General features: G+C 61.8%; 1 protein-coding gene. It reads right to left on the reverse strand.

Annotation, left to right across the window (positions count from 1 at the left end):
- Window positions 1–73: 73 nt before the first annotated feature.
- A partial coding sequence (locus tag H0241_RS35260; RefSeq protein WP_181062290.1) for an ISNCY family transposase occupies window positions 74–1153 on the reverse strand: 1080 nt, incomplete at its 5' end.

Genomic DNA, 1153 nt, shown 5'->3' on the forward strand with positions numbered 1-1153 from the left:
TGTCAGTAGCTAATCAAGTTGTCCGGTTTTGGTAGCACATGATCTGTCCGCTTCTGTTTTGCGTCGAAGCGGTTCACGCGACTTGCCTGATGGGGCAGGTGTCTTGGATTGCGGCGCCGTCAGGCATGTATCGCGCAATGCGGCGCGGCCCGTGGAAGATCGCAAGCGTCCCATCCGGGTATTGCCTGATCTTGACGGTGGCTTTGACAAAGTGATGCCGGATCGGACTTTTCGGCAGCTGCAATCGCAGCCGCGCGAAAGCGATCGTGTTGTCGCGGGCAACGACGCGCTCCTCCTCGATGCACAGTATCTGGGCCAGTTGTTGCGGGTCGGCGGCGACAAAGGCGCTGTCTTCGACCGCTGCCGGCCTGGCGAAGCGAGCATTGTGGGCAGGCAGATAGGTCTGTGCGATGAAGCGGTTGGCGGCCTGGATATCGGCAATGCCGGCCAATGCCAGTTCCCTCGGCAGCCGGTCCTGCAAGGTCGAGAACATTCGCTCCGAGCGGCCCCGCGCTTCAGGAGAATAGGCTGGAATATGTTCGATGCCGAGCCGCCCGAGCGCCCGGCCGACCTGGGTCAAGCGGATCTTGTCGACAGTCCCCCCGGCCTTGAGCGTCACGAAATAGTGGCTGCCGCGATCGCTGTAGAGGCTCGATGGCAGTCCCTTGGCAACGAACGTCTCCAGGAGCCCCTGAAAGCTCGACACCGTGCCTTCCTCCTCGATCAGGAAGGCCGAATAGATCGTGCTGGTCGCATCGTCCATCGTCACGATCAGATCCAGCATCGGACCACCCGCCAGCCATTGATGACGGCTGCCATCCTGATGCAGCATCATCCCCTCGCACGGCTTCCTTTCCCGCTTGCGCCGGTGAGCACCGCGCCGCTTGGCCCGTTCCACCAGACCCGCCGCGTGAAGCTGCGTCTTGATGAAGGTGTAGCCCCAGCTGAAATCGTGATCGCGCAGCAGGTGCTCGTGAAAATGCTTCACATTCCAGCCAAGGTAGCGATGACGATAAAGCTCCAGCATCTCCTCGATCGCTTCCGCCGGCACCCGGCGCGTCGAAAGCTTGCCCAAACGCCGGTCGAGCAACCCAGCGTCCCCAGCCTCTTCGTAACGGTCTCGGTAGCGCCGGAATTGCCGCTCCGACATGCC

Origin of the sequence: Mesorhizobium neociceri (assembly GCF_013520985.1) — a bacterium.
Classification (GTDB): Bacteria; Pseudomonadota; Alphaproteobacteria; order Rhizobiales; family Rhizobiaceae; genus Mesorhizobium; species Mesorhizobium neociceri.